This window comes from Geodermatophilus sp. SYSU D00691 (assembly GCF_054050275.1).
Genome location: NZ_JBJGYZ010000006.1, coordinates 163,616 through 183,305 on the forward strand (window position 1 = coordinate 163,616; position 19,690 = coordinate 183,305).

Genomic DNA, 19,690 nt, shown 5'->3' on the forward strand with positions numbered 1-19,690 from the left:
CACCGTCGTCGGCATGGAGAACGCGTACGACGTGGTGGTGGTCGGCGGCGGCGCCGCCGGCCTGAGCGGAGCGCTGACGCTGGCCCGGGCGGGCCGCTCGGTGCTGGTGGTGGACGACGGGCGGCCGCGCAACGCGCCGGCCGGGCACGTGCACAACTACCTCGGCCGGGAGGGCACCCCGCCGGCCGAGCTGTACGCCATCGGCCGCGGCGAGGTCGCCGGGTACGGCGGCGAGGTGGTCGACGGCCGGGTCACCGGCGCCCGCCGCGAGGGGGACGGCTTCGTCGTCACCACCAACGCCGGCGAGGTGCGCGCCCGGCGGCTGCTGGTCACCACCGGCCTGGTGGACGAGCTGCCCGACGTCCCCGGCGTCGCCGAGCAGTGGGGGAGCGGCGTGCTGCACTGCCCGTTCTGCCACGGCGCCGAGGTGCGCGGCCGGCCGATCGGCATCCTGGGCACCACCGCCTTCGCCGTCCACCAGGCGCTGATGTGGCGGCAGTGGAGCTCCGACGTCGTGCTGTTCCGGCACACCTCGCCGGAGCCGACGGAGGAGGAGCGCGAGCGGCTGGCCGCCCGCGGGATCGTCGTCGTCGAGCAGCCCGTCGCCGGGCTGGTGGCCGACGGCGACCGGCTGACCGGCGTCCGCCTGGCCGACGGCACCGTGGTGGAGCGCGAGGCCGTGGTGGTGTCACCGCGGTTCACCGCGCGCGCCGAGCTGCTGGGCGAGCTCAGGCTCGAGGCGGAGACCGTGCTCCGCGAGGGCGTGCCGTTCGGCAGCGCCGTCCCCGCCGGGCCGACCGGCGCCACCGCCGTCCCCGGGGTGTGGGTGGCCGGCAACGTCGCCGACCTCTCCGCCCAGGTCATCGTGGCCGCCGCGGCCGGCCTCATGGCCGGCGCGCACCTCACCGGCGACCTCGGCGAGGAGGACACGCGGCGGGCGGTCGAGGAGCACCGGCGGGCGACCGAGGTGCACGACCGCGCGTGGTGGGAGGAGCGCTACCGGACGGCGGAGCACCTGTGGAGCGGGGAGGTCAACGACGTCCTGGTCGCCGAGGTGGCCGACCTGCCGCCCGGGCGCGCCCTCGACGCCGGGGCCGGCGAGGGCGGCGACGCGGTGTGGCTGGCCGAGCGCGGCTGGCGGGTGACCGCGCTGGACCTGTCGCAGGTGGCGATCGACCGCGGCGCGCGGGCGGCGGCGGAGCGCGGGCTCGCCGACCGCGTCGAGTGGCGCCAGACCGACCTGGCCGAGGAGCCGCCGGAGGCCGGCGCCTACGACCTGGTCACCGCGTCGTTCCTGCACCCGCCGGCCGACGTCCGGGAGAAGGTGGTCGCCGGGCTCGCCGCGGCGGTCGCCCCTGGCGGCACGCTGCTGCTGGTCAACCACGACCCGAGCGACATGGCGCTGGGCATCCGGCACGACGCGCGGCCGGAGTACTTCGCCACGGCCCAGCAGCTGGCCGAACTGCTCGACCCGGCCGAGTGGGAGGTGCAGGTGGCCGAGGCCCGGCCGCGGACCGCGCGCGGCCACGAGGCGCACGGCGACGTCCACCACGTCGCCGACGCGGTGCTCCGCGCCCGCCGGATCACGGGTGCATCCGCGCGCCCTTGACCACCTTGTCGACGGCGTTCCTCGGCCCGTGCAGCGCGACCCCGACCAGGTCGAGCGCCGGGCCGGTCACGGCGGCGACGGCGGCGCGGTTGTCGGCGTCGCCGCCGGTGGCGAACAGGTCGGCGGTGAACAGCGCCAGCGGCAGCCCGCGGTCCAGCGCCCGCGTCCGCGCCCGTTGCAGCACCTCGCCGTCCGCCGTGAGCACGACCACCGGCTGGCGGAACATCGCCAGGTACGCGGTGCCGTCGCCGTCGAGGTACGGCTTGCCGATCAGCTCGGGGACCGCCCCGGCGATCGCGCCGGCGAGGAAGGCGGTCACGTTGAGCTCCTGCCACGGCAGCAGGCCGTCCCGCAGGACGACGGCGATCTTGGTGGGCCAGGGCGGGGTCTCCATGCCCGCCAGCGTCCGGCGGCGGGGCGGGGCCGGTCTTGTACGTTCCTGACGTGGCCCACGTCCGGGCCGAGGTCACCGCCTGGCGGCCCGACGTGCCGGGGCTGACCGAGGTCTTCCACGCCCGGTTCACCGACCACGTCTACCCGGCGCACACCCACGACGCCTGGACGCTGCTGCTGGTCGACGACGGCGCCGTGCGCTACGACCTCGACCGGCACGCCCACGGCGCCTCGCGGGCCGAGGTGACGCTGCTGCCGCCGGGGGTGCCCCACGACGGCCGCTCGCAGTTCCCCGGCGGCTTCCGCAAGCGGGTGCTCTACCTGGAGCCGGCAACGCTGGGGGAGCAGCGCGTCGGCCGGTCGGTCGACTCCCCGGCGTTCGACGACGCCGTGCTGCGCGCCCGCGTCTCCGCGCTGCACGGGGCGCTGCGCCGCGACGGCGACCGGCTGGAGGCGCAGAGCCGGCTGGCCTTCGTCCTGGAGCGGCTGGGGCAGCACCTCGACCGTGCCGTCGTCCCGCCGCCGCCGGTGCGCGACGACGCGGTCGCCGACCGGCTGCGCGATCTGGTCGACGCCCGGCTGACCGAGGGGGTCGACCTGGCCGCGGCGGCGGCCGCGCTCGGCGTCTCGCCGACGCACGCGGTCCGCGCCTTCACCCGCCGGCACGGGCTGCCGCCGCACCGCTACCTCACCGGCCGGCGGGTCGAGCGGGCCCGCCGGCTGCTGCTCGAGGGGATGCCGGCCGCCCAGGTGGCGACGGCGGTCGGCTTCTACGACCAGGCGCACCTCACCCGGCACTTCCGCCGGATGCTGGCGACGACGCCGGCCGCCTACGCGCGCTCCTCCTAGCCAGCCCGGCGGGACCGCGCAGGGCGTCGCCCGCGTCCTGCGCGCACCGCCCGTCCTGCGGTGCGGGTGGTGCACGGGAGGAGCGGGCGGTGCGCGGTGGTCAGGAGCGCGGCAGCCCGAGGTCGGCGAGCGCGGCGGCCACGGCGTCGTCGCGCACGAAGTCCAGCGCCAGCAGCCGGTGCACCAGCACGCCGCGGCGGGTGAGCCGCAGGTCGGTGGGGCGCAGCCGCGGACGCGCGGCGGCACCGGGCCGGGCCGGCACGAGCGGCGGGTCGACCAGGCGGGTCCGCTGCAGGTCGTCGACGTCCTCGCGCGCACCCCACGCGGTCCACGCGCGCGGCTCGTCCTCCAGCGGCGCCATCGGCAGCGGCTGCCGGTCGCGGCGGCCGACGCCGGCCAGCAGCGCCAGCTGCCGCCAGTTCAGCCGGTCGGCGAGCACGAGCCCCCGGGCGACGAGCTCGGCGTCGACGTCGGCGGAGAAGGCCACCTCGGCGACCAGGTAGCCCAGGTGCCGCACCCGCCGCTCGTCGACCGACCGCCGCGCCGCGGCGACCGCGCCCTCGACCACCTCCGCCGCGGCGGAGCGCACCCCGCTGCGGCCGGTGAAGAAGCCGTCGTGCAGCTGCCGGCCGGAGCGGCCGAGGGTGACCGCGTGCTCGACGGCGAAGGCCAGCGCGGCACCGGCCCGCACCCGCTCGCGGGGCACCGGCAGACCGGCGGCCTCCTCGGCGGCGGCGCGCAGGCACGCGGCCAGCCGCGGGTCGAGCTGCACCGCGCCGGTGCCGCGCTCGAACACCAGCGCCGCCGCGGCCGTCGTCATGGAGCCGGCGACCGGGCCGCCGGCCTCGATGAGGGCACGGCCGGGTGCCGTCTGGTCCGCGGGGAGGCTCACGACGGTGATCTTCCCCGGCGGCCGGGGCCCGGCGCACGGCGGCGGCACCGGCCTCACCACACCGGGGCACCCGCGGTGAGCGAAACGGAACACGGGTTCCCCCTCGGGGCAACCAGGGGGGAACGGGCGCTCGCGACGGTGGTCGGCATGGCCGCTCCCGCGCAGACCCCGCCGCCGTCGCTGACCACCCTGCCGCTGCCGCGCGGCCGGGCCCGGCCCCGCTGGATCGAGGACTGGCGCCCGGAGGACCCCGGGTTCTGGGAGTCCACCGGCAAGCGGGTGGCCCGGCGCAACCTCTTCTTCTCGGTGTTCTCCGAGCACGTCGGCTTCTCGATCTGGAGCCTGTGGTCGGTGCTGGTGCTGTTCCTGCCCGAGAGCGTCTACGGCATCGACCCGGCGGGGAAGTTCCTGCTGACGACGCTGCCGACGGCGCTCGGCGCGTTCGTGCGCCTGCCCTACACCTTCGCCGTCGCGACGTTCGGCGGCCGCAACTGGACGATCGTCAGCGCGGCCCTGCTGCTCGTCCCGACCGTCGCGACGGCGATCGTGCTCGAGCCCGGCGTCGACTTCGGCACCCTCCTGCTGGTCTCCTCCCTGGCCGGCGTCGGCGGCGGCAACTTCGCCAGCTCCATGGCGAACATCAACGCCTTCTACCCCGACCGGCTCAAGGGCTGGGCGCTCGGGCTCAACGCCGGCGGCGGCAACCTGGGCGTCCCGGTGGTCCAGCTGGTCGGCCTGCTGGTGCTCGCCACGGTCGGCGTCGAGCACCCCCGCGTCGTCCTCTGGGTCTACCTGCCGCTGATCGTGGCGGCGGCGGTCGGCGCGGCGCTGCTCATGGACAACCTGACCGCCGCGCGCAACCAGCCGCGGGCCATGCGGCAGGCGGTGCGGGAGCCGCACACCTACGCGATGTCGTTCCTCTACATCGGTACGTTCGGCTCGTTCATCGGCTTCGGGTTCGCCTTCGGCCAGGTGCTGCAGAACCAGTTCGCCGCCGACTTCGCCACCCCGCTGGCCGCCGCGTCGCTGACCTGGCTCGGCCCGCTGCTCGGGTCGCTGATCCGCCCGCTCGGCGGCTCGCTGGCCGACCGGTTCGGCGGCGCCCGCATCACGTTCCTCACCTTCTTCGCGATGGCCCTCGGCGCGGCGGTGGTGTTCGCCGCCTCCCAGACCGGGTCGATGGCGCTGTTCGTCGTCGGCTTCGTGCTGCTGTTCGTGCTCAGCGGCGTCGGCAACGGCTCGACCTACAAGATGATCCCGGCGATCTTCCGCTCCCAGGCGCTGCAGTCGGTGGCCGAGGGCGGCGACCCCGAGGCCGCCGACCGGCGGGCGCTGCGCATGTCCGGGGCGCTCATCGGCATCGCCGGCGCGGTCGGCGCCTTCGGCGGGGTGCTGGTGAACCTGGCGTTCCGGCAGTCGTTCCTGTCCACCGGCAGCGGCGACGCCGCGTACCTGGCGTTCATCGCCTTCTACGCCGTCTGCGTCGTCGTCACCTGGGTCGTCTACCTGCGCCCGGGAGCCGCCCACCGCGTGTGAGTCGTCGGTGGGGGCGGCTACCTTGCGCGGCATGAGCGACCGCCTGGTGCTGCCCGTGCTGCTGCGCGTCTGGGACGACGCCTGGGAGCGCCTCGACCGGCGGCTCGAGGGGCTCTCCGACGAGGAGTACCTCTGGCGACCGGTCCCGGGCGCGTGGAGCGTCAGCCGGGCCGACGACGGGACCTGGACCGCCGACGGCACCTACGACGAGCCCGACCCGGCGCCGGTGACCACGATCGCCTGGCGGCTGTGGCACCTGGCGTCGGACTGCCTGGCCTACTACCTGCGCACCTCGCCGGGCGGGCGCCCGCTGGCCGTCGACGACCGCGAGTGGCACGGCGACGCCGCGACGGCGCTGCGCGACCTGCGCACCGCGGCGACGGCGTTCCGCGCGGCCGCCGAGACCCGGGGCGAGGACGGCATCTGGGAGCGGCTGGGCCCGCGGTGGGGTCCCTACGCCGAGGGGACCTGGGCCGACCTGGTCGCGCACGCCCTCGACGAGCTGGCGCACCACGGCGCCGAGATCGCGCTGCTGCGCGACCTGTACCGCTGGGGTCAGGCCGGCAGCCGGTAGCCCCGCTTGACCACCGTCTGCACCAGCGTCGAGCCGATCGCCGCGCGCAGCCGGGTGACCGCCATCTCCACGGCGTGCGCGTCACCGCCGCCGGGCAGGCAGCCGGTCAGCGACGGGCGGGAGACGACGGTGCCGGGGCGCTCGGCCAGCGCCCGCAGCACCGCGAGCGGCCCGGGGGCGAGCTCCACGAGGCGGCCGTCGACGACCGCGGCGTGCCCGCGCACCTGCAGGGTGTGGCCGGCCAGCTCCAGCACGGGGTCGCGCTCGGGCAGCCGCGCCACGACCTCGCGGGCCAGCGCCCCGAGCCGGGCCCGCTCGGGCTGCCAGTTCGGGATGCCGGCGGCCACCAGCGGGCCGGCGGTCACCGGGCCGACGGCGATCGCCCGCACCCGCCCGCGCAGGGCGGTCACGAACTCCTCGCCCCGGCCCAGCTCGGCCGCCACCTGCAGGACGCTGGCGGCCGCGGGCGCGCTGGTGAACGTCACGGCGTCCACCCCGCCGGCGACCACCGCGGTGACCAGCCGGTGCACCGGGGCGACGTCCTCAGGCAGCACCCACCGGTAGACGGGCACGGTCAGCACCTCGGCGCCGGTCGCGCGCAGCCCGTCGACGAAGTCCGGTAGCGGGTCGCCGTGCAGCTGGACGGCGATCCGGCGACCGGCCAGCGGCCCCTCGGCGCCGGAGAGCAGGTGCTCGAGCACCTCGGCCGACGACTCCGACTCCGGCGACCACGCGTCGACCAGCCCGCCGCCGCGGATCGCGCCGCGCGCCTTGGGGCCGCGGGCCAGCACCCGCGCCGAGGCCAGGTGCTCGACCAGCGGCAGGTCCCACGCCTCGGCGGCCTCCAGCCAGCCGCGGAAGCCGACGCCGGTCGTGGCCACCACGAGGTCGACCGGCCCGGCGAGGACCTCCTTGGTGGCCGAGACCAGCTCGGTGTCGTCGGCCAGCGGGACGATGCGGATGGCCGGCGCGTACACCACGCGCGCGCCGCGGCGGTCCAGCAGCGCGCCGAGCTCCTCCTTGCGGCGTGCCGCGGTGACCGCGACGGTGTACCCCGCCAGGGGCAGGGGCGCGTCGGGGCCGGCGTCCGGGAGGGCACCGGCGTCCGGGAGGGCATCGCTCACGTCTCCATGGTGCTGTGCCCGCGTTGCGGGCGTGTGTCGCACCCGGCACACCGTGGCGTGTCACACCGTGCGGTCCCGCCCCCAGCTGGCCAGCAGGATGCTCGCGTCGTCCTGCAGCTCGCCCGCCTGGTGGTCCAGGACGGCCCGGACGAGCCGGCGCACGGTCTCCGGCGGCGGGTGCGCGGCGGCCGCGGCGCGGCGGAGGAAGTCCACCAGCCGGTCCTCGCCGAACCAGGCCCCGGTCGCGTCCCGTGCCTCGGTGATCCCGTCGGTGTACAGCGCCAGCCAGTCGCCCGGCTGGAGCACCTCCTCGGCCACCGTCAGCTCCGCGGCGCCGAGGCCGAAGGGCACCCGCTGCCCCCCGGGGAGGTCCTTGACCACCTTGCCCGCCCGGAGCAGCAGCGGGGGCGGGTGCCCGGCGCGGACGTAGCGCAGCCGGCCGCTGCCGACGTCGAGCTCGGCGAGCACGCCGGTCACGAACGCGCTGCCCGGGAAGTGCTCCGCCACCACGGCGTCGATGGCGCGGACCTGGTCGTACAGCCCCCGGCCGTCGCGGCGGGCGCTGCGGTAGCCGGCGAGCGCGGCGGCGGCGAGCAGCGCGGCCGGCAGCCCGTGGCCCATCGCGTCGAACACCGCCAGGGACACCGTCCGCTCGGACAGGGCGTAGTCGAAGGCGTCCCCGCCGGCCGTGTAGCTCGGCTCGACCAGGCCGGCCAGCGTGAACGCGCCGGTCGACGCGGTCAGCGGCGGCAGCTGCTGCCAGATCAGCTCGGCCGACGGTGACCGCGTCCCCTGCCGCCGGGCGCGCTCCACCTCGTCGCCGTACGGGCTCATCGAGGCGATCAGGTGGCCGAGCAGGCCGGCCAGCCAGCCGCACTGCTCGCGCAGCGCCGGGTCGTAGAGCTCGTCCGCGGAGCGCAGGCCCACCTCCAGCACGCCCAGTCGGTCGGAGCCGTCGAGCAGCGGCACCCACAGCCGCGGCCGGTCCCGACCCTCCGACGGCAGCACGCGCACCGTCTGGAACACCCGGCCCGCGATCGTGCCGTCCACCGCCAGCGGCGGCTGCTCCGCCGGGCCGCCGGTCGTCAGCCGGTGCAGCATGCGCTGGTCGTGGTCGACCAGGTGGACGACGACCTCGACGTCCATCGACCGCCCCGCGCTCTGCGCGATCGCGGCCAGGCGGTCGGGCGGGGCGGCGTGCGCGGCCTCGAGCAGCTGGACGAGGGCGGCCAGGGGCCCGGTCGCCTGCCGGCGCTGCCGGATGGGCCGGCTGTAGGGCACCCGCCGCCGCCAGCGCAGCTCGTCGAGCCGCTCGTTCACCGCGTGCGCCAGCACGTCCCGCTCCGCGGCGGGCAGCGCGGTCAACCCGCTCAGGAACGCCTCCACGTCGAGCAGGTCCAGGTTGCCGCCCATGGCGAAGTAGCGCGTCCACAGCTGCTCGAGGGTCAGGTCGGCGTGCCGGTAGGCCTGCGTGAGGGCAGTCCGCTGCTCCTCCTCCGACGACCCGGGCATCACCGCCGCCGGCGGACGGCGGAGTCGACGACGCTCCGGGCCGAGTCGCGCAGCGGCTCGGCGTCCTGGGCCGCGCGGGCCAGCAGCATGCCGAAGGCCGTGTCCTCGTCGACCCCGTGCCGGTCCATGAGCACGCCCTTGGCGATGCCCACGACGTCGCGCTCCCGGACCACCTGCCGCAACGCGTCGGTGAGCCGCCGCGCCCGCTCGTGCGCCTGCACGTTCGCGACCAGGATCGCGGCCTGGGCGGCGAACATCGTGAGCCGCTGCTCGGCCTGCCGGTCGAACGCCCCGGCCCGCTCGGCGTAGACCTTGACCGCGCCGAGGGCGCGGTCGCCGGCGACCATCGGGGCGCTCAGCGAGGCACGCAGCCCGAGCCCGGCCGCGGCCTGCGCCCAGCGCGGCCACCGGTCCTCCGCGGCGAGGTCGTCGACCCGCACCACCCGGCGCATGGCGGTGGCGGCCAGGCAGGGGCCCTCGTCGAGGTCGTACTGCAGGACGTCGGCCTGCTCCACCCGCTCGTCGGTGGCGCCGGACGTGCGCCGCCCGAGCTCGTCGAGGATCGACACCCCCGCCCCCGTCGATCCCGGGACGGTCTCCAGCGCCAGGGAGGTGACCAGGCCCAGGGCCGTGGTCACCGACTCGTGGGACAGCAGGAGCCCGGACATCCGGGCGAACACGGCGGAGAGCTCGTCGGCGAGGGGCAGCGCGGAGTCCGACGAAGGTTGCCGGGGCACGGCACACCTCGTTCCAGCACCGTCGCGCGGGCCGACCGTGAGTTCGATGGCGGCGACGCGCTCAGCCTAGGCGTCGGTCAGGGCAGCGGCGCGACGGCCGTCGCCGTCCCGGCCGCGCCGTCGATCCGCAGGTCGGCCCGCTCGCGGGTGCGGTCGGCGGCGAAGTGCGCGGCCTCGGCGGCCTGCCAGCGCCGCCAGTGGCCCTCGTACCCGGTCCCGTCGCGGTCGAGCCCCCGCGCCAGGCGCAGGTCAGGCGGCGCCTCCACCCACACCCGGAGCGTGGTGACCGGGTCCAGCGCCGCGGGGCAGGCCCCGCAGCCCTCCACGACCAGCACCGCCGGCACCGGTACGGGGGTGGGGACGGCGGCGAACCGGCCCGCCGCCCAGTCGAAGCGGCGGTAGCCGCCCGGCCGGCCGGCGGCGAGGGGCCGCAGGACCCCGGCGGCCAGGCGGGCGGCGCCGCCGGTGAGCGTCCAGCCGGCGTAGAGGTCGTCCATGTGCACGACCTCCGCGTCGGCGCCGAGCGCGGCGGCCAGCCGGCCGGCGAACGTCGTCTTGCCGGAGCCGGCCGGGCCGTCGACGCACACCAGCCGGACGGGGCCCAGCCGGGGCGGCTCGGCGCGCACGCGCGCGGCCAGCTCCGCGAACGGGATCACCGGGCGGCGGCGGTCCACGTGGGCACCGGCCCCGGCGTGCCGACGACGAGGCCGCGGCTGGCCAGCAGCCGCAGGTGGGAGTCGGTCTCGGTGACCGCGAAGATCCGCATCCGCCGCTCGTACTGCTCCCACGGCCGCGACCACGTGAGGTGGGCGGCCAGCTGCCACGGCGTGCTGCCCGGGTGGGCGCGCACCGCGGCGAGCAGCTCGGCCAGCCGGTGCTCGTGATGGGCGGCGAGCTCGTCGGTGCGCGACCGCAGCCCGCGGAAGCGCCACTCGTGCGCCGGCAGCACCTCGGCCGGCTCCGGCAGGTCGCCCACCCGGCCCAGCGAGCCGAGGTAGTCGCGCAGCGGGTCGGCCGCGCCCCAGCCCGAGGTCGAGATGTTGGGGCTGATCCGGGGCAGGACGTGGTCGCCGGAGAAGAACAGCCCGGTGCGCTCCTCGGCGAAGCAGAGGTGGCCGGGCGTGTGCCCGGGGGTGTGCACGGCCCGCAGCCGCCAGCCGGGCAGGTCGGCCAGGTCGCCGTCCTCGAGCAGGCGGTCGGCCACGGCCATGCCGGAGAACGGGGCGTGGTGCGCGGCATCGCCGACGTCGGAGGCCGCGTCGTCGGGGTCGGCGCCCAGCGAGACCAGGAAGGCCACCTCGGCGGCCACCGACGCCGCCGGGTCGCGGAACGCCGGCGCGCCCACCACCGTCGCGTCGGCCGGGTGCATGGCGATCCAGGCGCCCGAGGCCTCGCGCACCCGGCCGGCCAGCCCGAGGTGGTCGAAGTGCAGGTGGGTGACCAGCACCCCGCGGACGTCGGCCACCGAGCCGCCCAGCGCGGCCAGCCCGTCGCCGAGCGCCGTCCACGCCTCGTCGCTGCCCCAGCCGGCGTCGACCAGGCCGAGCCCGCCGTCGGCGAGCGCCAGGACGTGCACGCTGACGTAGCGCAGCCCGCCGTGCGGGATCGGCACCGGCACCGACCACAGGTCCTCGGCCAGGCGCTCCACGGGGGGCAGCGCCCGCGCCGTCCACGCCTCGTGCTGCGCCGCGCCGGTCACCTCCACGGCCCGCACTCTGCCAGCACCGGCGGCGCGGGCTGGCAGCATGGGGGCGTGCCGCCCTCCGTCCGCTCCGTCTCGGCCGTGCCGCGCGTCATGCGCGCGGCCTGCGCCGCGCTCGCCGTCGTCGTCCTCGCCGTCATGGTCTGGGTCGCGATCACGCTGCCGGAGTCCTCCACCGGGGTGGTGCAGTTCGGCACCGTCGACCAGTTCGCCCTCCTGGGGCTGGGCATCCTGGTCGCGCTGGGCATCGCGCTGCTCGGCCGGCCGCGGGTCGACGCCGACGCCGAGGGGATCCGGGTGCGCAACCTCTTCACCTCCCACGCGTTGCCGTGGTCGGCGGTGCGGGCGGTGCGGTTCGGGCGCAAGGCGCGCTGGGCGAGCCTCGAGCTGCCCAACGGCGAGGAGATCGCCCTGATGGCGGTGCAGGCCGTCGACCGGGAGCACGCGGTGGCCGCCCTCGAGGGCCTGCGGGCGCTGCACGCGGCCGCCACCGGGGCGGGGACGACCACCCGGGAATGACCAGGCCCCCGATCGCGCTGTAGCATGGGCGTGCCTCCCCGCTACACGAGGCGCGCGAACCACCGTCGGCCCCGCCCCGGGCCGTCGATCCAAGAGGAGCCCGCTCCCACCCGACGCCTCCCGGCGCCCGGGTCACCGGTCCGCGGAACCGGCGCCTGCGCCGGTCCCGCGTCGCGCACGGGTCCCGGCCCGAGCGCGCACCGGCACGAGTGGGCCCCGTGAGCTGACGCTCGCGGGGCCTTCGTCGTCCCGGCGCCCGGCGGCTGCGAGCTCCCCACCCTGCAGTACGTGAGGAGAGGCCATCACCGAGCCCCGCATCAACGACCGTATCCGCGTCCCCGAGGTCCGCCTGGTCGGGCCCGAGGGCGAGCAGGTCGGCATCGTGCCGATCGGCGAGGCGCTGCGCCTGGCCCAGGACTCCGAGCTCGACCTCGTCGAGGTCGCGCCCATGGCCCGGCCGCCCGTCGTCAAGCTGATGGACTACGGGAAGTTCAAGTACGAGTCCGCCCAGAAGGCCCGCGAGGCCCGGCGGAACCAGGCGCTCACCGTCATCAAGGAGATGCGGCTGCGCCTCAAGATCGACCCGCACGACTACGAGACCAAGAAGGGCCACGTCGAGCGCTTCCTGCGGAGCGGCGACAAGGTCAAGATCACCGTGATGTTTCGCGGTCGCGAGCAGTCGCGGCCCGAGATGGGCTACCGACTGCTGCAGCGGCTGGCCGCCGACGTCGCCGAACTGGGCGTCGTCGAGTCCAACCCCAAGCAGGACGGCCGGAACATGGTCATGGTGATCGCCCCGCACCGGAACGCGCAGCTGCAGGCCCAGAAGGACCAGCAGGCCGCGCAGGCCGAGCGCCGTCAGGCCAAGGCCGACCGGTCGGCGGCCGCCCATCCCGGGCCGGCTGCTGCCGAGGAGCAGGCGCCCAGCACCTGACCGGGTGGCGGCCCCGGCCGGGCACCACAGACCGCACCACCCAGCGGTGCCGTGCGGCAGCCACGTGCTGCCCGCGGCGCCGGACGGCGTACGACGATCACCGAGGAACGAGAGACATGCCGAAGCAGAAGACGCACAAGGGAACGGCCAAGCGGGTGCGCGTGACCGGCTCGGGCAAGCTCATGCGCGAGCAGGCCAACAACCAGCACAAGTTCGAGCACAAGGCCTCGACCCGCAAGCGCCGGCTCGACCAGGACCAGGTGATCTCGCCCGCCGACGCGAAGAACCTGAAGAAGCTGCTGGGCATCTGACCGCCCTCCCGTAACGAGAAGATCAAGGAGCTCACGTGGCACGCGTGAAGCGGGCGGTCAACGCCCAGAAGAAGCGCCGGACGACCCTCGAGGCGGCCAGCGGCTACCGCGGTCAGCGGTCCCGGCTCTACCGCAAGGCCAAGGAGCAGGTGCTCCACTCGGCCACCTACGCCTACCGCGACCGCAAGGTCCGCAAGGGCGACTTCCGCAAGCTGTGGATCACCCGGATCAACGCCGCGGCCCGCCAGAACGACATGACCTACAACCGGTTCATGCAGGGCCTGAAGCTGGCCGGCATCGAGCTCGACCGGCGCGTGCTCGCCGAGCTCGCCGTCAACGAGCCGGCGACCTTCGCCGCGCTGGTCGAGACGGCGCGCGCCGCCGTCGCCGCCGCCCCCTCCGGCGAGCAGGCTGCTTGATCCCGAGCACGACCCGGACGACGCCGTCGGTGTCCGGCCCCGCGGGGCCGGGACCGGCGGCGTCGTCGTCCGTCCGGGGTTCCGCGGCGAGATCGGCGGTCTCGCACGCTTTCGGGGCCCGGAGCGTGCGAGACCGCCGATCTCGCCGGAGTGGGACCCCGTGGCCGAGCTGCTGACCGAGCGCTCGGCCCGCGTGGTCGCCGCCCGCAAGCTCACCCGGCGGGCGGGGCGCGACGCGGCCGGGGCGTTCCTGGCCGAGGGACGGCAGGCCGTCCGCGAGGCGCTCGCCGACCCCTCGTCGGTGCGCGAGGTGTACGCCACCCCCACGGCCGCGGAGGCCGCCGCCGACCTGCTGGCCGGCAGCCCGGTGCCGGTCCGCCTGGTCACCGACAAGGCCGCCGCGAGCCTCTCGGAGACCGTCACCCCGCAGGGCCTGCTCGCCGTCTGCGACCTGCGCGACGTGCCGCCCGCCGCGCTGGCCGCCGCGCCGCCCCGCCTGGGAGTCGCGCTGGCCGAGCTCAACGACCCCGGCAACGCCGGCACCGTGCTGCGCACGGCTGACGCGTGCGGCGCCGGCGCGGTCGTCTTCGGCGCCGGCTCCGCCGACCCCTACGGCGGCAAGGTAGTCCGGGCCAGCGCGGGCAGCCTGTTCCACGTCGACGTCGTCCGCTCGGTGCCGCTGGAGCCGCTGCTCGCCGACCTGCAGGCCGCCGGGGTCACCGTGCTGGCCGCCGACGGCGGGGGAGAGGCCGCGCTCGACGAGCTGGCCGAGGAGCTAGCCGGCCCCGTGCTGTGGCTCTTCGGCAACGAGGCGCGCGGGGTGCCGCCCGGGCTGGCCGCGGCCGCCGACGCGCGGGTGCGCATCCCGATGCGCGGACGGGCCGAGAGCCTCAACCTGGCCGCGGCGGCGGCCATCTGCCTCTACACGACCCAGGCGGCGCAGCGCTCGCCCTAGCGGCACCGGGGCGCGGTGCGCCACGGCGGGGCGACCGCCGGATGCCCGACGCTCGGGGGCGCCGTCCTCGTCGTCGGCGCGGGGTCCGCCGTGCCCGGGTGCGACGAGGTGGCCGCTCAGCCGGCGGCGCGTGCCGCCGGCTGGAACAGCTCGACCAGGTTGCCGTCGGGGTCGGCGAGCAGGACCTGCCGTCCGCCGGGGCCGGAGACGACGTCGCTGCGGAAGGGCAGGTCCGCGTCGCGCAGCCGGGCGATCTCGCCGTCGAGGTCGCCGACGACCAGGTGGACGCGGTTGCCGCCCGGCCCGGCGGCGTCGTCGGGGGTGGCCCGCGCCCCGGAGCTGGCGGGCCCGGAGAGCAGCAGCCGCAGGGGGCCGCGGCGCACGTCGGCGAAGGCGGGCGCGGCGCTGCTGTGCAGCGTGAAGCCGAGGTGGGTCGTGTAGAAGTCGACCGCGGCCTGAACGTCGGTGACGAGGTAGCGGACGCTGGCGTACGCGTCGGTGGCGGTCACGGCTGGTCCTCCTGTCGATCGGTGGCGAGCACGGGCAGCAGGTGCCCGATGCGGGTGTCGATGTCGGCGGCCGCCCGCTCGAAGGCCGGGTAGCCGTCGTCGGCCGCGGCCGGGTCGGGGATGCTCCAGTGCACGTGCCGCGGGTTCCCGGGGAGCTCGGGGCAGGCCTCGCGGGCCCGGTCGCACAGGGTGATCACCCGGTCGAACGTGCGGCCGGCGAGGGCGTCGAGGTGCCGGGGCCGGCGGCCGGCGGCGTCGATGCCGAAGCGCTCGTGCAGCACCCGGACGGTGTCGGGGTGCAGTGCGGGTCGCGGGCGGGTGCCGGCGCTGGCCACCGTCACCGCGCCGGCGGTGCGGTGGTGCAGCAGCGCCTCGGCGATCGGCGAGCGCGTGCTGTTGCCGGTGCACACGAACAGCACGGCCGCGCGCCGGGACCGCGGCCGCTCCACCGGTGGGGACGGCGCCCCGCCGGGTCCGCGCAACGCCGGGTGCAGCGCGGCCCCGCTCTCGGCCAGCGCCGTCGCGCAGCGGTCCAGGTCCAGGTGGTAGTAGCTGTCGCGGCCGTCGGCGCTGCTGCGCCGGGCGGTGACCAGCCCGCCCTCGCGCAGCAGGCGCAGGTGGTAGGAGACGAGGTTCTGCGGCTGCTCGACCCGGTGCACGAGCTCGCGCACGCGGTGGTCGCCGACGGCGAGCTCGGCCAGCAGCCGCCAGCGCACCGGGTGGGCGGCCAGCCGGAGGAACGTCGGCAGGGCGGGCGCGTGCGCCGAGGGCGCCATGACGGGACGCTACCTCCGGGCCCGGCGATGCATCAAGCCTGCTTGATGGAATCCGCAGGGCGGGAGTCGCGGCTCAGACCAGGCCGGCGCGCCTCCACAGCCGCTCCGACGGCCCGCCGACGAGACCGGTCCCGCGCAGGAAGGCGACCAGCCCGGTCGCGGCGTCGCGGAGCTTGGCCCGGTGGTGCACGTTGGCGCGGGCGGCCGCCCGCGCCTCCTTCGGGTCCAGCCCGACGGCGGCGTAGACGCCCGGCTGCACCAGGTTCTCCACCGCGATCAGCGCCACCGACGCGACCAGCGTGCGGTGCTTGCGGCGCTGGAGGGCCGACAGCTGCGGGGTGCGCCGCGCGATCTCGTCGCGGGCGAAGCGCATGTGCCGCGCCTCCTCGACGACGTGGATCTGGCTGGTCGCGCGGGTCAGCGGCTGCACCCGCTCGTCCCTCATCAGGTCGCGCTGGAAGATGTCCAGGATCTCCTCGACCACCAGGATCGCGGCGTAGGCGGCCGGCCCGTCGGCCTTGGCGGCGTAGGCCTTGCCGAGCTTCAGGATCGACGGCGGCGGCTGGTAGGACGGCGCCCCGAACGTCTGCGCCGTCCGGGCGAACATCACCGAGTGGCGGCACTCGTCGGCGATCTCGGTGAGCGCCCACTGCACGTGGGGCTGGGCCGGGTCCTCGCCGTAGACGTCGCGCAGGACGAGCTGCATGAGCAGGTGCTCGAACCAGATGCCGACGCCGGAGATCGAGCAGTACTCGTGGATGGTCAGCCGGACCCGCTGCTCCTCGGTCAGCTGCTCCCACAGCGGCGTGGCGTACAGCGTCGACCACTCCGGCGACAGACCGTAGAGGCCGTCGGGGATCGGCGCCGACCAGTCGATGTCGACGACCGGGTCGTAGGACTTCTTCGCCGCCGAGCCGAGCAGGCGGGTGGAGAGGTCCTCGCGGTCGACGGGCTTCTTGGCTCGCTCGGCGCCCGGCTGGGTAAGGGTGACGGTCATCGGCGCGCTCCTCGGGGGACGACGACGGAAGCTGTGACGAAAGGTAGCTGTTACCGTGGAACACATGCAAACGGTCGCGAGCCCCGCCGGCGTGCCGCGCCGGACCGAGGCGGCGCCGGACGGCCGGCGCGCCCGCTGGACCGAGCACCGGCGGGCCCGCCGGGAGGAGCTGGTCGGCGCGGCGGTCGAGGCGGTGCGCCGGGCGGGGCCGGGTTTCGCCGTCGACGACGTCGCCCGCGAGGCGCACGTGTCGAAGACCGTCATCTACCGGTACTTCAGCGACAAGGACGAGCTCATCGACGCGGTGCTCGACCGGATCTCCAGCGCCGTGCTGCTGCCGCGCCTGCTCGGCGAGCTCGCCGTCGACCGCACCGACGACCGGGAGCGGCTGCACGCCGTGATCGCCGCCTTCGTCGCGCTGATCGAGGAGGAGCCGGCGCTCTACCGCTTCGCCTACGCCCACGCCGGGCGCACCGGCCGCCGCGACCTGGTGGCCGCGACCGAGCGGGAGATCGCCGAGGCGCTCGGCGCGCTCATGGGGGAGCGGCTGACCGCCGCCGGGCGCTCCGCGGCGCCGGCGCTCACCTGGGCCTACGGCGTCGTCGGCATGGTGCAGCTGACCGCGCACTGGTGGTCGGGCACCCGCGCGGTGCCGGCCGGCGACCTGGTCGAGCAGCTCACCGACCTGGCGCACGGCGGGCTGGGCGCGCTGCTGCCGCCGAGGGGGGACGCGTGAGCGGGCGCGAGGAGCCGGAGGGCTACGAGGGCGAGGTCACCGTCGCGGTCGACGGCGAGCCGCCGCGGACGGCGCACGCCGCGCTCGCCGCCCGCTTCGACCCGCTGGCCGGGTCGCTGGTGTGGACCGGCCGGGTGGCGGCGCAGTACCCGCCGCGCACGGTGCTGGAGCTCACCACCCCGCACGGCAGCGCCCGGGCCGAGGCGACCGAGCGCGACGCGTGGGGCAACACCCGCGTGGCCGGCATCGACCGCCCGCCGTTCCCCGTCGACCTGCTCGACACCTGACACACCGCTTTCGGCGCCGAAAGCGGAGCCGCTTGCGGCGCCGGGAGCGGGAGGGGGTCAGGCGGGGGTGCGCTCGTGCTTCCGCAGCGACGCGGCCTGCAGCAGCTCGCCGAAGTCGGCACCGTCCTGCGGGAAGACGGCGACCCCGAGCCGGGCGCCGACCGGCACCTCGGTGCCGTGCAGCAGCGCCGGGCGGTCGAGGACCGCGGCCAGCTCACCGGCCAGCCGCCGCGCCTCGGTGCCGGCGGAGCACGGGTCCAGGTCGCGCAGCGCGATCAGCAGCTCCGAGCCGCCGAGCCGGGCGACGAGGTCGCGCCGGCGCAGCGCCGCGCGCACCCGCTCGGTCACCGCGCACAGCAGCTCGTCGCCGCGCTCGTGGCCCCACATCGCGGTGGCGCTGCGGACGCCGTCGACGTCCACCAGGAGCAGGGCGAGGGCGTCGTCGCCGGCCCGGGCCGACCACAGCGCGGTGTCCACCTGCTCGGCCAGCCGGCGCCGGTCGGGCAGCCCGGTGAGCGGGTCGGTGCCGGCCAGTTCCTGCATGCGCGCCAGGTAGCCGCGGCTGCGGTCGCGCTCCACCCGCAGCGCCCGCTCGGCCTCGATCCGCGCCGTCACGTCGTGCTGGATGCCGATGTACTGCACGACGGTGCCGTCGGCGTCGGTGACCGGCGCCAGGTGGATCTCGTTCCACCACGGCGTGCGGTCGGGACCGCGCACGTTGAGCAGCGTCTCCCGGCACTCCTCCCCGCGCTCGACGGCCGCGCGCAGGCGGGCGACCACGGCCGGGTCGCTGTCGGGGCCCTGCAGGAACCGGCAGTTGCGGCCCAGGACCTCCGCCCGCGGCAGGCCGGCCAGCTCCTCGAACGCGCCGTTGACGTACACCAGCGGCTGGTCGGGCAGCCGCAGGTCAACGATGGTCACGCCGACCGAGGTCGCGGCCAGCGCCCGGTGCAGCAGGGCCTCGCGGTCTGGGACGCCGGACGCGGGCGCCGCGGCCGGTGCGGGGTGCGCGGGCGCGAGGACGGCGGCCTCGGCCACCGCGGTCGCCGCCGGCACCACCCGCGAGAGCAGCGCCGAGGCGGCGCGCACCACGGTGTCGCGGTCGTAGGTGAGCGCGTACTCGAACGTGCGCTCCAGGTCGGGGCCGGTGTCGCCGAGGTCGCGGGCGAGCAGCGCGGCGGAGAAGTGCGGGCTCAGCACGACGACGTCCCACTCGCCGCGCACCGGGTCGTCGCGCCGCAGCGCCGCCCCGCGCACCCCGGGCAGCGGCTCGACCGGCAGGTCCTCGCCGAGCGCGCAGACGAACGCGGTGCGCTCCACCAGGTCGCGGTAGCGCTGGGTGGTCGACGGGGTGAAGTGGCGGGCCTCCTGGAAGGCGGCGGCGACGACGCAGGTCTCGCCGAGCCGCATCGCCTCGCGCTCGAGCTGCTTGGACAGCTCGATGAGCAGCGCCTTGGGCGAGCGCCGCAGCGGCACCGACCCCGGCAGGCAGGCGAAGGGGGAGCGGCCGGCGGTCTCCGGCTCGGCCGAGCCGGGCAGCGCCAGCGCGGCGACCGGCCGGCCGGCGACCGGACGGGGGCCGGGACGGCCGAAGATCCAGCCCTGGCCGAGCGTGGCGCCGAGCGCGCGGGCGGCGGTGAGGTGCGCCACGGTCTCGATGCCCTCGGCGAGGACGACGGCGCCGGTGCGCTCGGCGTAGGCGTTGACCGCGTTCATGATCTCGGCGACCGCCGGCCCGGGACGCTCCTGCACCAGCCGCAGGTCGAGCTTGACCACGTCCGGGCGCAGCAGCGGCAGGAAGGCCAGCGACATCGACTCGGCGCCGACGTCGTCCACGGCCACGCCCCAGCCGGCGCTGCGGACCCGCTCGACGGTGCGCAGCAGCTCCGCCGGGCGGGCGGCCAGCGCGCGCTCGGTGATCTCCAGGACGACGCGCAGCTGCCCCGGCGCGGCCTCGGCGATGGCCAGCAGCTCCGACAGCGGGGCGCTGTCGAGCACCTCGGGCTCGACGTTGACGAACACCGACAGCGGCGCGAGCAGGCCGGCGTCGACGGCGCCGCGGAAGGCGGCCGCGCGGCAGGCGGCGTCGAGCTCGGCCAGCCGCCCGGCCTGGCGGGCGGCGGCGAAGAGCGCGTCGGGCCGCTCCAGCGGACCCTCCGGGCCGCGGGCCAGCGCCTCGTAGGCGACCACCCGGCCGGTGTCGAGCTCGACGATCGGCTGGAAGACGCTGCGCACGCCCCCGGCGGTGAGGGCGGCGTCGAGGTGCGAGATCTCCACGACCTCGTCATCGGCCGGTCCGGGGCGGTCGTTCGGCGCGGC

At 76.7% G+C, this 19,690-nt stretch carries 22 protein-coding genes; 11 read left to right on the forward strand and 11 right to left on the reverse strand.

What is annotated here, in order from left to right:
* The first annotated feature begins 13 nt into the window (after positions 1–13).
* Positions 14–1,609: an FAD-dependent oxidoreductase gene (locus ACI797_RS06625; RefSeq protein ID WP_456857786.1), complete on the forward strand. Its 1,596-nt coding sequence runs from the start codon at positions 14–16 to the stop codon at positions 1,607–1,609.
* On the opposite strand, the gene ACI797_RS06630 is transcribed toward ACI797_RS06625, so the two are convergent.
* Positions 1,584–2,003, reverse strand: a complete 420-nt coding sequence (locus ACI797_RS06630) for a DUF2000 family protein (protein ID WP_456857790.1) — start codon at positions 2,001–2,003, stop codon at positions 1,584–1,586. The genes ACI797_RS06625 and ACI797_RS06630 overlap by 26 nt on opposite strands.
* A gap of 50 nt (positions 2,004–2,053) precedes the next feature.
* Here ACI797_RS06630 and ACI797_RS06635 point away from each other — a divergent pair, with 50 nt between their 5' ends.
* Positions 2,054–2,851, forward strand: a complete 798-nt coding sequence (locus ACI797_RS06635; RefSeq protein ID WP_456857792.1) for an AraC family transcriptional regulator — start codon at positions 2,054–2,056, stop codon at positions 2,849–2,851.
* Between the two features lie 100 nt (positions 2,852–2,951).
* Here the strand turns inward: ACI797_RS06635 and ACI797_RS06640 are convergent, their stop codons facing one another.
* Positions 2,952–3,743 carry a hypothetical protein gene (locus ACI797_RS06640; RefSeq protein WP_456857794.1) on the reverse strand — a complete coding sequence of 264 codons (792 nt, stop codon included), beginning with the start codon at positions 3,741–3,743 and terminating at the stop codon, positions 2,952–2,954.
* A gap of 147 nt (positions 3,744–3,890) precedes the next feature.
* Here ACI797_RS06640 and ACI797_RS06645 point away from each other — a divergent pair, with 147 nt between their 5' ends.
* Both ACI797_RS06645 and ACI797_RS06650 read left to right on the forward strand, forming a co-directional pair.
* Entirely contained in the window at positions 3,891–5,279 is a 1,389-nt protein-coding gene (locus ACI797_RS06645; protein WP_456857796.1) for an MFS transporter, read from the forward strand.
* 31 nt (positions 5,280–5,310) lie between these two features.
* On the forward strand, positions 5,311–5,853 hold the full coding sequence (locus ACI797_RS06650; protein ID WP_456857798.1) for a DinB family protein: 543 nt from the start codon (positions 5,311–5,313) through the stop codon (positions 5,851–5,853).
* Here the strand turns inward: ACI797_RS06650 and ACI797_RS06655 are convergent.
* From ACI797_RS06655 to ACI797_RS06675, 5 genes are all read right to left on the reverse strand, one after another.
* Positions 5,835–6,977, reverse strand: coding sequence for a uroporphyrinogen-III synthase (locus tag ACI797_RS06655; RefSeq protein WP_456857800.1), 1,143 nt, complete (start codon positions 6,975–6,977; stop codon positions 5,835–5,837). The genes ACI797_RS06650 and ACI797_RS06655 overlap by 19 nt on opposite strands.
* 60 nt (positions 6,978–7,037) lie before the next feature.
* Positions 7,038–8,489: a PP2C family protein-serine/threonine phosphatase gene (locus tag ACI797_RS06660; RefSeq protein ID WP_456857802.1), complete on the reverse strand. Its 1,452-nt coding sequence runs from the start codon at positions 8,487–8,489 to the stop codon at positions 7,038–7,040.
* Positions 8,489–9,226: a GAF domain-containing protein gene (locus tag ACI797_RS06665; protein ID WP_456857805.1), complete on the reverse strand. Its 738-nt coding sequence runs from the start codon at positions 9,224–9,226 to the stop codon at positions 8,489–8,491. The genes ACI797_RS06660 and ACI797_RS06665 overlap by 1 nt, the downstream gene beginning before the upstream one ends.
* A gap of 77 nt (positions 9,227–9,303) precedes the next feature.
* Positions 9,304–9,900 carry a uridine kinase family protein gene (locus ACI797_RS06670; RefSeq protein WP_456857807.1) on the reverse strand — a complete coding sequence of 199 codons (597 nt, stop codon included), beginning with the start codon at positions 9,898–9,900 and terminating at the stop codon, positions 9,304–9,306.
* Complete coding sequence (locus tag ACI797_RS06675) at positions 9,879–10,931, reverse strand: MBL fold metallo-hydrolase (RefSeq protein WP_456857809.1); 1,053 nt, start codon at positions 10,929–10,931, stop codon at positions 9,879–9,881. Before ACI797_RS06675 ends, ACI797_RS06670 begins: the two co-directional genes overlap by 22 nt.
* A gap of 48 nt (positions 10,932–10,979) precedes the next feature.
* On the opposite strand from ACI797_RS06675, the gene ACI797_RS06680 reads away from it, so the two are divergent.
* The 5 genes from ACI797_RS06680 to ACI797_RS06700 all read left to right on the forward strand — a co-directional run bounded on the left by ACI797_RS06680 (position 10,980) and on the right by ACI797_RS06700 (position 14,066).
* A complete protein-coding gene (locus tag ACI797_RS06680) occupies positions 10,980–11,447 on the forward strand; it encodes a PH domain-containing protein (protein WP_456857811.1) in 468 nt (155 codons plus the stop codon).
* Between the two features lie 316 nt (positions 11,448–11,763).
* Positions 11,764–12,381 (forward strand): translation initiation factor IF-3, encoded by a 618-nt coding sequence (gene infC / locus ACI797_RS06685; protein WP_456857846.1) that lies wholly within the window; start codon positions 11,764–11,766, stop codon positions 12,379–12,381.
* 116 nt (positions 12,382–12,497) lie between these two features.
* Entirely contained in the window at positions 12,498–12,692 is a 195-nt protein-coding gene (rpmI, locus tag ACI797_RS06690) for a 50S ribosomal protein L35 (protein WP_456539729.1), read from the forward strand.
* A gap of 35 nt (positions 12,693–12,727) precedes the next feature.
* Positions 12,728–13,111, forward strand: coding sequence for a 50S ribosomal protein L20 (gene rplT / locus ACI797_RS06695; RefSeq protein ID WP_456539730.1), 384 nt, complete (start codon positions 12,728–12,730; stop codon positions 13,109–13,111).
* Between the two features lie 160 nt (positions 13,112–13,271).
* Positions 13,272–14,066, forward strand: a complete 795-nt coding sequence (locus ACI797_RS06700) for a TrmH family RNA methyltransferase (protein ID WP_456857814.1) — start codon at positions 13,272–13,274, stop codon at positions 14,064–14,066.
* A gap of 116 nt (positions 14,067–14,182) precedes the next feature.
* Here ACI797_RS06700 and ACI797_RS06705 read toward each other — a convergent pair whose 3' ends face one another.
* From ACI797_RS06705 to ACI797_RS06715, 3 genes are all read right to left on the reverse strand, one after another.
* Positions 14,183–14,575 (reverse strand): VOC family protein, encoded by a 393-nt coding sequence (locus tag ACI797_RS06705; RefSeq protein ID WP_456857816.1) that lies wholly within the window; start codon positions 14,573–14,575, stop codon positions 14,183–14,185.
* Positions 14,572–15,351 (reverse strand): arsenate reductase/protein-tyrosine-phosphatase family protein, encoded by a 780-nt coding sequence (locus ACI797_RS06710; protein WP_456857817.1) that lies wholly within the window; start codon positions 15,349–15,351, stop codon positions 14,572–14,574. Before ACI797_RS06710 ends, ACI797_RS06705 begins: the two co-directional genes overlap by 4 nt.
* A 73-nt stretch (positions 15,352–15,424) precedes the next feature.
* A complete protein-coding gene (locus ACI797_RS06715; RefSeq protein ID WP_456857819.1) occupies positions 15,425–16,348 on the reverse strand; it encodes an AurF N-oxygenase family protein in 924 nt (307 codons plus the stop codon).
* Positions 16,349–16,412: 64 nt separating this feature from the next.
* Here ACI797_RS06715 and ACI797_RS06720 point away from each other — a divergent pair, with 64 nt between their 5' ends.
* Both ACI797_RS06720 and ACI797_RS06725 read left to right on the forward strand, forming a co-directional pair.
* Positions 16,413–17,084 (forward strand): TetR/AcrR family transcriptional regulator, encoded by a 672-nt coding sequence (locus ACI797_RS06720; RefSeq protein WP_456857820.1) that lies wholly within the window; start codon positions 16,413–16,415, stop codon positions 17,082–17,084.
* Positions 17,081–17,371: a DUF4873 domain-containing protein gene (locus ACI797_RS06725; protein ID WP_456857821.1), complete on the forward strand. Its 291-nt coding sequence runs from the start codon at positions 17,081–17,083 to the stop codon at positions 17,369–17,371. Before ACI797_RS06720 ends, ACI797_RS06725 begins: the two co-directional genes overlap by 4 nt.
* 57 nt (positions 17,372–17,428) lie before the next feature.
* On the opposite strand, the gene ACI797_RS06730 is transcribed toward ACI797_RS06725, so the two are convergent.
* The gene (locus ACI797_RS06730; RefSeq protein ID WP_456857822.1) at positions 17,429–19,648 is read right to left on the reverse strand and encodes an EAL domain-containing protein; all 2,220 of its coding nucleotides are present in this window, start codon (positions 19,646–19,648) and stop codon (positions 17,429–17,431) included.
* Between the last annotated feature and the right edge of the window lie 42 nt (positions 19,649–19,690).

What these genes read in the sequence shown, in the direction of transcription:
- ACI797_RS06625 (WP_456857786.1), top strand. Translation starts at nt 14, where the DNA reads ATGGAGAACGCGTACGACGTGGTGGTGGTCGGCGGCGGCGCCGCCGGC.
- ACI797_RS06630 (WP_456857790.1), bottom strand. Translation starts at nt 2,003, where the DNA reads ATGGAGACCCCGCCCTGGCCCACCAAGATCGCCGTCGTCCTGCGGGAC.
- ACI797_RS06645 (WP_456857796.1), top strand. Translation starts at nt 3,891, where the DNA reads ATGGCCGCTCCCGCGCAGACCCCGCCGCCGTCGCTGACCACCCTGCCG.
- ACI797_RS06650 (WP_456857798.1), top strand. Translation starts at nt 5,311, where the DNA reads ATGAGCGACCGCCTGGTGCTGCCCGTGCTGCTGCGCGTCTGGGACGAC.
- ACI797_RS06660 (WP_456857802.1), bottom strand. Translation starts at nt 8,489, where the DNA reads ATGCCCGGGTCGTCGGAGGAGGAGCAGCGGACTGCCCTCACGCAGGCC.
- rpmI (WP_456539729.1), top strand. Translation starts at nt 12,498, where the DNA reads ATGCCGAAGCAGAAGACGCACAAGGGAACGGCCAAGCGGGTGCGCGTG.
- ACI797_RS06710 (WP_456857817.1), bottom strand. Translation starts at nt 15,351, where the DNA reads ATGGCGCCCTCGGCGCACGCGCCCGCCCTGCCGACGTTCCTCCGGCTG.
- ACI797_RS06715 (WP_456857819.1), bottom strand. Translation starts at nt 16,348, where the DNA reads ATGACCGTCACCCTTACCCAGCCGGGCGCCGAGCGAGCCAAGAAGCCC.
- ACI797_RS06720 (WP_456857820.1), top strand. Translation starts at nt 16,413, where the DNA reads ATGCAAACGGTCGCGAGCCCCGCCGGCGTGCCGCGCCGGACCGAGGCG.